14 protein-coding genes are annotated in these 7866 nt (G+C 45.5%); 13 read left to right on the top strand and 1 reads right to left on the bottom strand.

The window, feature by feature from the left end; all coding sequences use genetic code 11:
• Positions 1-205 precede the first annotated feature (205 nt).
• The 13 genes from QT974_RS23785 to QT974_RS23725 all read left to right on the top strand — a co-directional run bounded on the left by QT974_RS23785 (position 206) and on the right by QT974_RS23725 (position 7440).
• Positions 206-637 carry a GFA family protein gene (locus QT974_RS23785; RefSeq protein WP_333470882.1) on the top strand — a complete coding sequence of 144 codons (432 nt, stop codon included), beginning with the start codon at positions 206-208 and terminating at the stop codon, positions 635-637.
• A 36-nt stretch (positions 638-673) separates the two neighbouring features.
• Entirely contained in the window at positions 674-1168 is a 495-nt protein-coding gene (locus QT974_RS23780; RefSeq protein WP_333470881.1) for a hypothetical protein, read from the top strand.
• Entirely contained in the window at positions 1152-2081 is a 930-nt protein-coding gene (locus QT974_RS23775; RefSeq protein ID WP_333470880.1) for a hypothetical protein, read from the top strand. Before QT974_RS23780 ends, QT974_RS23775 begins: the two co-directional genes overlap by 17 nt.
• 86 nt (positions 2082-2167) lie before the next feature.
• Complete coding sequence (locus QT974_RS23770; protein ID WP_333470879.1) at positions 2168-2605, top strand: GFA family protein; 438 nt, start codon at positions 2168-2170, stop codon at positions 2603-2605.
• Positions 2606-2665: 60 nt separating this feature from the next.
• The gene (locus QT974_RS23765; protein WP_333470878.1) at positions 2666-2923 is read left to right on the top strand and encodes a hypothetical protein; all 258 of its coding nucleotides are present in this window, start codon (positions 2666-2668) and stop codon (positions 2921-2923) included.
• Between the two features lie 50 nt (positions 2924-2973).
• Entirely contained in the window at positions 2974-3360 is a 387-nt protein-coding gene (locus QT974_RS23760) for a VOC family protein (RefSeq protein WP_333470877.1), read from the top strand.
• A gap of 41 nt (positions 3361-3401) precedes the next feature.
• A complete protein-coding gene (locus QT974_RS23755) occupies positions 3402-3917 on the top strand; it encodes a GNAT family N-acetyltransferase (protein WP_333470876.1) in 516 nt (171 codons plus the stop codon).
• Between the two features lie 42 nt (positions 3918-3959).
• Entirely contained in the window at positions 3960-4490 is a 531-nt protein-coding gene (locus QT974_RS23750) for a dihydrofolate reductase family protein (RefSeq protein ID WP_333470875.1), read from the top strand.
• Between the two features lie 12 nt (positions 4491-4502).
• The gene (locus QT974_RS23745; RefSeq protein WP_333470874.1) at positions 4503-4940 is read left to right on the top strand and encodes a hypothetical protein; all 438 of its coding nucleotides are present in this window, start codon (positions 4503-4505) and stop codon (positions 4938-4940) included.
• A gap of 67 nt (positions 4941-5007) precedes the next feature.
• Positions 5008-5508: a GNAT family N-acetyltransferase gene (locus QT974_RS23740; protein ID WP_333470873.1), complete on the top strand. Its 501-nt coding sequence runs from the start codon at positions 5008-5010 to the stop codon at positions 5506-5508.
• Positions 5501-5983, top strand: coding sequence for an FMN-dependent NADH-azoreductase (locus QT974_RS23735; RefSeq protein ID WP_333470883.1), 483 nt, complete (start codon positions 5501-5503; stop codon positions 5981-5983). Before QT974_RS23740 ends, QT974_RS23735 begins: the two co-directional genes overlap by 8 nt.
• Positions 5984-6152: 169 nt before the next feature.
• Positions 6153-6497, top strand: a complete 345-nt coding sequence (locus QT974_RS23730) for an anthrone oxygenase family protein (protein ID WP_333470872.1) — start codon at positions 6153-6155, stop codon at positions 6495-6497.
• 34 nt (positions 6498-6531) lie between these two features.
• Positions 6532-7440, top strand: coding sequence for an aminoglycoside phosphotransferase family protein (locus tag QT974_RS23725; protein ID WP_333470871.1), 909 nt, complete (start codon positions 6532-6534; stop codon positions 7438-7440).
• A gap of 222 nt (positions 7441-7662) precedes the next feature.
• Here QT974_RS23725 and QT974_RS23720 read toward each other — a convergent pair.
• Positions 7663-7866, bottom strand: a 204-nt coding sequence (locus QT974_RS23720; protein ID WP_442933210.1) for a hypothetical protein, incomplete at its 5' end; no start/stop codon positions are given.

Below are 7866 nucleotides of genomic sequence, written 5' to 3'. Positions count from 1 at the left end.
TCTAGGTAGAGGTCGCTCTTAAACTGTCAACTGTCAACTGTCAACTGTCAACTGTCAACTGTTGAATTGAGAGATTGTCGATGTATCCGCACCCTACGGCTAATTTTAACTGCCGTTATTCCTATACCGCCGATCGCAAATCCTGGAATGGAACGAAACGCATTCAGCAAGTTAACATAACTGATAAGCATCTGGAGATACTTGTATGAAAACACCTTTTACTGGCGGTTGTCTGTGCGGAAATATCCGCTACGAATGCTCAGCAGAACCAATTGTGATGGGAAATTGCCATTGTCGGGATTGCCAAAAAGCGACAGGTACTGCATATGCTGCTGCGATGCTGGTTCCTCGTCATGCTGTCACTGTTACAGGCGATGTCAAATACTATAATGTTACGGGCGATAGCGGGGGAATTGTCGATCGTGGATTTTGCCCTAACTGTGGTTCGCGATTATTTAGCAAACCACCCAATACTGAACTCATGGGCATCATGGCAGGCAGTCTTGACGATCCGAGCTGGTTTGGGCCTACAATAGATGTTTACGCAGCTAGTGCCCAACCGTGGGATTGTATGAATCCAGATTTGCCTAAATTTGACAAAATGCCGCCACCAAAAAATTTAAATCCGGTAGGTTGAATCAATTTTTGGTGAAGGTGTAAAGGAGCAATATTGATGATGCTTTTGAACAACAAATTTCTGCTTATCCCTGTGTTATCAGTTTTGCTCTTGAGTGCCTGCAAGCTAGCTACAAATTCAAGCATATCTTCGTTGGGGCGATCGCCCGAACCTATCTATAAACCCCTCAGTATGCCCGCTACCCTTTCTCAAATAGAGACGCACCCCGATCGCATCGTTGCCTCTAAAAAGCTGGTTGGACATTTTAGCGAATTCATCTGGGGCGATTACCTCTATGCCAAGATTCGGGCGCAAACTGGCGAAGAAATCTCTTTTATGATGGATAAAAATGAAAACTGTTTTCTAGCCGAATATAAAGAAACACAACTAACAATTGCATATGATGCGATCGAGCGCTATATTCGAGAGGCAGGAGCGTATCACCGGGTGAATATCATTCGCGCGATCGAAACCGATCCGATAAATCTGGCAACATGGCAGCGATCGCTAACAACAGAAAAATTGAAAAAGTGCCGTGAAAATATTAGATAAGCACAACCTCAAAAAATTCTGCTTCAAATCCTTAAAAGCGCTAAGGTTGCAAGTATTTTGGCAACCTCTGGCGATCGCACTATTTTGTATCTTACTTGGCATTGGCTGTCGATCGCCAATTGCCAATTCACAAAATTTGCCCCCGCCAGCCCCTGCGACGTACACCTGTCGATCGCAAATCGCGCCCTATGGAAAAACCGCATTTGAGGTAGAATTTGATTTTATCGATGCGTCAATTAAACACTTGCCTGTTGTTACAAAACGCCAGCGCCCAGATCGAACGCCACAAGAGATTCTTGTCTGGGATGCACTCTACGGAACAGATGGAGACTATGACTACTGGACAACTCCCATTTTGCGGGAATTCAGCATAGAAAAAAATCAACCGCTTGTCATCAGCAGGATGTCGGGCCGATCGCAATATGCCAACACAGCAGCCAAACTTAATGCAACTATATCAGTAGATTTTCGGCGCAAAACATTTCCAGTTTCCTGCGAAGAAAATCCCCAAACATCCAACCCAGTAGCAATGGCACAGGTACATACTTGTCGGGCAAAGATTTCACCCGGTAGACTGCCTATTTTTGATGTAGAATTTGACCTTTTGACCGAAACTTCTCTAGTAAAACGCTATGGCTATTCAGTACAAAATATCTACGTAAAAGCCACCGCTGTTTATAAATCCAGCGAAAGTAAATTTAGATATTTAGAGGCAAATTTTGGCAGTGATGGCGATTACAGCTTTTGGACAACTCCAGTCTTGCGCGATGTTTTTGGTGGCACCAGTCCCTTGGTAATTAGTATGGAGCCTGGTATTATTGTCAGACAGGGCAGCCCTAGTCTCACCACTCAGCTAAACTCAGCCATTACCTTAGACTTTGGTAGTAAATCTTATCCGGTTAAATGCTCGTAGAAGTGGGTTGAGAGTCGATCGCATCAATACCAAAAATCTGAGTTTACACCTTTTTTTATTGTTAAGTTTCAAAAGAGGGTTGACAAATGTACAACAAAGGTTCATGTCAATGCGGGGCGATCGCCTTTGAGTTCGAGGGGCCGTACTTTCTGACATTCTGCCATTGCAAAATCTGCCAGAAAATACATGGTTCAGCATTCGCACCCTTCCTTCATGCAGAATCGAAAACGTTTCAATGGTTGCAAGGCGAAGACTTACTCAGTTATTTCAATTCGTCATCGTATTTGAGAAGAACATTTTGTAGCAAATGTGGCTCTAATATGCCAATAGTCAGTCATGAATTAAACCATATTGCTGTCCCGGCGAGCGTCATGGACACATTTGTTGAACAGCAACCAGTGGCGCATTTTTATACAAGCTCAAAAGCAAGTTGGTTTTGCATCAACGATGACGCAATGCAATATGAAACCGTCCCGCCAGGAGGAATTGGGGAAGTTTACGAACGAGTTAAAAATGCACCTTAAAATTAGAGAAAAGCAAATGAAAAATAAAAGTCTCCCTCGTCCTAACTATCAGAAGTAATTATGCAGATTACTGCTTCAGCACTTTCAATGTTCGTAGTGTGGAATGCAAGTCCGCTCCTTTTTGCGGACTTGCATTCCACACTACAAGCCATTTTTGTTATCATATTGGGGATATTAGCTAGCCATCAATCAGAAGGCGTGCCGATTGCGGCTGCGATCGAGACTGAACCGTGGGGAGAGAAATTCTTTCAGGTTACAGACCCCAATGGTGTGGTGATTCAACTTGTCCAGTGGATTACTCCTACTGAGAATCAATAAGTGATATCCCTCAACTCCTAAATGCAACAAATAAATGGTAGTAAAAATTGATGATTGACCATACTGGCATTAACATTAGTAATTTCAAGAAAAGCAAAGAGTTTTACACCAAAGCCTTAGCCCCGCTTGGTTATCAATTGCTGAAAGAGTTTGATGCTTCTGTGACTGGTTCCATATCTCTCGCAGGTTTTGGAATAGACGGAAATCCCGATTTCTGGATTACAGAGGCAGAGGTAAATACTCCGAGAATTCATGTTGCTTTTCGTGCAGAAACTCATGAGATGGTTCAGGCTTTTTACACAGCAGCGCTAGCAGCAGGAGGGCGAGATAATGGTGCTCCGGGTTTGCGAACTCACTATCATCCTGATTATTACGGTGCTTTTGTTTTAGATCCAGATGGACATAATATGGAAGCAGTATGTCATTTTCTTGGTTAACATTAATCAAGGCACTAAAAATTAAATTTCAAAAGTAATGAATGATGATAAATCTACGCCCCGCCACCTCCGCTGATTTAGCTCTGCTGCGACATTGGGATGAACAACCTCATGTCATTAACGCCGATCCTAACGATGATTGGGGTTGGGAGATAGAACTCGATCGCACTCCCGACGGTCGAGAGCAATTGATTGCTGAAATTGATGGCCGGGCGATCGGATTTATTCAGATTATCGATCCAGCACTTGAGGATAGTCACTACTGGGGCGATGTTCCAGAGAATCTACGTGCGATCGACATTTGGATTGGAGAAGAGACAGATTTGGGCAAAGGCTATGGCACAAAAATGATGCAGCTTGCACTGGCGCGATGTTTTTGCGACTCTGCGGTGACGGCTGTACTGATCGATCCACTGGCCAGCAATACCCGCGCCCACCGCTTCTATGAACGTCTTGGCTTTCAATTTGTGGAACCGCGACAGTTTGGTGACGATGACTGTTTTGTTTACCGCCTAAATCGAGCGGATTATCTCAGTCATGACAGTAACGCTAAATGACTTATTCTTGCACAAGCATCGCCCTGGAAAGGAGGTTAATCAATGACAAAAATCGTACTTTATATTGCAAGCAGTCTGGATGGTTATATTGCCCGTAAAGACGGTAGTATTGATTGGCTGACAGCTTTTGAGACGGAGGAAACCGACCACGGGTATGGTGAGTTTTATCGATCGATCGATGGATTGGCGATGGGGCGCAAAACCTACGAACAGGTGTTGAGCTTTGGCGAGTGGCCGCATCCTGAGAAGCCATCCTACGTTTTTACCAAACAAAGCCTATCATCTGAACGCAATGATGTATTATTTACGTCCGCAAGCCCGGATAAATTTCTCCAAGAAATGAAGTTGCAAGGACTCAAACGAATTTGGTTAGTTGGAGGCGCCGAATTAATCGCTGCATTCCTCCAATCTCAACTAATTGATGAATATATTCTGTTCGTCGTACCTATCATTTTAGGCAAAGGAATACCCTTATTCTTGTCATCTCCGACAGAGATGAAGTTAAAGTTAATAGAAGTACAAAAGTATCCGACGGAATTAGTTCAGCTCAAGTATGCCAAGGGGAAAGATTAAGGAGTAGCTACAATGATTTCCACAACGATGCAAAGTCAAGCAATCACAGATTGTGGAATCAAGCTGATTGCAACGGTGAATGGAATTGCAGCGATACTGCACTTGGGTTTCTGGATATTTGCTTTCCTGCGCCTGCCGCGTCCATCGGTTGTCGAAGCAGAAGCAGAACGTGTTGACCTAATGGTAACTTATGGATTGGGAGTTGCGGATCTTTTATGGTCTGTACCTCTGCTGATTGTAGGTTGTTTTTGGCTTGACAGCGGCAGCGATATTGGTTGGCTAGCGGCACAAATGGCAAACGTGCTTTATTGGTACTCTTTTACTTTTATTCTGGTGCGCGAACTTAATGCCAAGTTTATTCGTTTTGGCACCCTGCTATTTTCGCCGTTTGCGCTGTTCTCGCTGTGGGCGGCCTGGTATCTATGGCAGGTTCGCGCTATGTTTTATTAACGGGGCAATAGGTGAAAATCGTGCTTGCTGAATTGTGCGATCGCAATTTTGAACAAAAGGCATAAAAATGATTAAAACTAAAAATCTGCAACTACTCCCCGTCGAACGGATTCACATCAAGGTTTTTTTGAGCAGTAAAAGCGAGCTGGCAAAACTTTTGCAAGTCACAGTACCTGATAGCTGGCCTCACTTCCCTCACGCATTTTCCCTTCCTGATGATGAATCCTTACCGCTTCCTAATGGTTGGAATGGATATTTTTTTATTCACCCGCAAGAGTCAGTGCTTGTCGGCAACGGAGGTTTCAAAGGTCAACCGAATGAGTCAGGTATTGTCGAAATTGGGTATGAAATTGCTGCCGAATATGGGAATCGCGGATTGGCAACTGAGGCGGTGCAGGGGCTAATTGACTATGCTTTTGGTCGCGAGGAAGTTCGAGCCGTCAACGCTCATACTCTGGCTGAAACTAATGCTTCCAATCGGGTATTACAGAAAGTGGGGATGCGGTTTGTGTCAGAGGTTGCTCATTCTCAATTAGGTACGATCTGGCTCTGGCAAATCGATCGATAATCTGCCAATCTATGAACCGTGGATTGCGGCGGCTTATACAGCGCCAGAACAACGCACGCCGGAACTGCCCGAAGCGATTCGGATTAGCGATCGACTGGTGGACGAATTATTAGCTGCGGATGTCTGTATCATCGGCATTCCGATGTACAATTTTAGCGTTCCGAGTACGTTCAAAGCGTATATTGACCAAATTGTGCGTCCGGGGCGAACCTTTGTCTATGACTCAGAGGATGCTGCAAATCCTTACAAACCGCTCGTGTTGGGTAAGAAAATGTTTGTCATCACAGCGCGAGGTGGTTCGGGTTTTGGGCCTGGTGAAGACAACGAGAAGCTAAATCATCAAGACCATTATTTAAGAACAATTTTTGGGTTTATTGGCATCACCGATATCACTTTTATCCGTGTTGAGAATGACGAGTTTGGCGGGCAAACGTTAGCGGAGTCGATCGCCAATGCTCGCGTCCAAGTCGCTTAACTGCTAGGAAGGTAAGATGATACTGCAACCTCTAATTATGCAACAACATTTCGCATTAAAGCTGTTCTCGGCACTGGGCTGCGGACTGATAGCAGGAGTATTTTTTGCCTTCTCAACCTTCGTGATGAATGCCCTTAGCCGACTCCCGCCGGCCCAGGGGATTGCGGCCATGCAATCGATCAATATTACCGCGATCGATCCATTGTTTATGACGGCGCTTTTTGGAACTGCTGCGGCTTGTATCTTTCTGATTATCTCCTCATTCAAGTCGCATCAACCGGGTGCTGCCTATTTGCTGATTGGTGGCTTGTTGTATCTCGTCGGTACGGTATTCGTGACGATCGCATTTAATGTACCGCTAAACGATGCGCTGGCGAAAGTCGAGCCTGGAAGCGCTGAGGGCGCGAAACTATGGGCTAGCTACCTTGTTAGCTGGACAATGTGGAATCATATTCGGGCGTTAGCAGCGTTTGTGGCAGCAGCATTGTTCGCGATCGCCCTCCGTTATCCTTAAAAAAGCGACAGTCAGGGTAAAAAGGCAAATATATATGGAGTTGGAGGCAAAACCGAGTTCGATAGGAACACCGATATCCGAAGTCGAAATAGATGTAGCCCTCGTCTACAGATTGTTAGAAAACCAGCATCCTGATTTGAAACACCTGCCGATTCATCTCGTTGATTGTGGTTGGGATAATGCAATGTTTCGGCTGGGCGACGAGTTGTCTGTACGACTCCCGCGCCGCAAAATAGCAGCCGCCCTAATCGAAAACGAGCAAACTTGGCTGCCACTTTTGGCCGATCGGCTTTCTATCGCTGTTCCAACCCCTTGCAGGGTGGGCAAGCCAGCAGGGGGTTATCCTTGGCGGTGGAGTGTATTGCCTTGGCTGCCCGGTGTAACTGCCGATCGACAGGAACCCCACCCCAATCAAGCAAAACGCTTTGCCTCTTTCTTGCGATCGTTGCACGTACCTGCACCATTGAATGCGCCATCAAATGCCTTTCGCGGCGTACCGTTGCAGCAGCGGGCGGTTTCTGTTGAGGAACGGATGCAACGGTTGAAGGCGAAAACTAACCTGATTAATGGAGAGATTGAGAATGCTTGGAATGTGGCTTTAAACGCGCCTGTTGACGTTGAAGCAACATGGTTGCACGGCGACCTTCACCCGCGAAACGTGCTGGTTGCCAACGGTGCGATCGCCGGGATTATTGATTGGGGCGACATGACATCTGGCGATATTGCGACAGATATTGCTGCTATTTGGATGCTTTTTGGCGATCGAAATGCACGCCAACGGGCGATCGCAGAATATGCAAATGCTTCGGAAGCAACACTGCAACGCGCCAAGGGATGGGCGGTACTTTTTGGTGTTGTGCTACTCGACACAGGGCTAGTTGATAACCCAAGGAACGCGCTTATTGGGGAGAAAATATTGCGCCGTGTTTCAGAGGATGGATAATATTATGTCCGGTCACCAACCAGCAATCAACACTGTTCGTAGTGAGGACTTTAGTCCTCTAATTGAGCGGACTAAAGTCCTCATTACGAACGAATCTTAGGCTCGGGAAGTATATTTAATAATTGTGCGCGCGTAGTGAATCCCCTTTAATCGTATGCTGGAGGTCATCGTGACAGCAAGTTCGGTGAATTATCCGACATCTTATTAGGACTAAAGTCCTCACTACAAACCAATTATGGATTTACGGGCAACTACAAAAAACATTGTGACATCGTTCCAAAAGTCTTGTACGCTTGAGACTGCATTTATTGCGGTAAAATAGTCTTGTTTGTAGTCAGGACTTTTGTCCACATCCAAGAGTAGGACTAAAGTCCTGACTACCAACCCTAAAAACGGTTTGATCGTTCGGACTTCAGTCCGCATCCA

The organism is Microcoleus sp. BM001215392 (assembly GCF_036700185.1).
Lineage (GTDB): Bacteria > Cyanobacteriota > Cyanobacteriia > Cyanobacteriales > Microcoleaceae > Microcoleus.
This window is presented reverse-complemented; position numbering and strand designations above follow the sequence as displayed.